The organism is Roseateles chitinivorans (genome assembly GCF_002761755.1).
In the GTDB taxonomy this organism is placed as follows: domain Bacteria; phylum Pseudomonadota; class Gammaproteobacteria; order Burkholderiales; family Burkholderiaceae_C; genus Roseateles; species Roseateles chitinivorans.
Map to the genome: position 1 here is coordinate 1 of NZ_PEOG01000162.1, position 632 is coordinate 632.

General features: G+C 73.4%; 1 protein-coding gene. It reads right to left on the bottom strand.

Translation table 11 applies throughout. The features are described 5' to 3' along the window. Positions 1–632: FimV/HubP family polar landmark protein (locus CS062_RS25165; protein ID WP_143742526.1), on the bottom strand; the 632-nt coding region annotated here is incomplete at both ends.

Here is a 632-nt window from a genome sequence, read left to right on the forward strand (position 1 = left end):
CGTCGGAGCAGGCGCCGGTGCGGGCGTCGGAGCCGGAGCCGCCGCCGTGGTCGGCGCGGACGGCTTCGCGGCGGCGGAGAGCTTCTTCAGCTCCTCGACGTTGCGGGTCAGCTCGGCGACGCGCGCGGCCGAATCCTTCTTCTCGGTGTCCTTGGAGACCTTGGCCTCGCCGCCGGTGGCGGCACTGGGCTTGCTCAGCGTCAGCTTGTCGGGCGTGGCCGAGGTGGCCGGCTTGCGGTCCTCGACGGCCGCCTGCACCGAGCCCTTGGCCTGGCGGGCGTTCTCATCGGGCTTGAGCGTCGGCGCGGCTTCGGCCAGGCGCTGGCGGTAGCCGCCGAAATCGCTGCTCTGCGCCTGGATGACGCGACGCGCCTCCTGCGGCGTGATCGACTGGACCGACTCGCTGCCCGGCACCGACAACACCGCGCCCGACTTCAGGCGGTTCATGTTCTGGCCGATGAACGCGTCGGGATTGCTGCGGTACAGGCCGACCAGCATCTGATCGAGCGACACGCCCGCGGGCTGGGTGCGCGAGGCGATGCGCGACAGGGTGTCGCCCGGCTTGACGGTGTACTCGGAGGCGCCGGTGGCCGGTGCCGGAGCGGCCGGCGCGGCGGCAGGCGCCGGCGCGG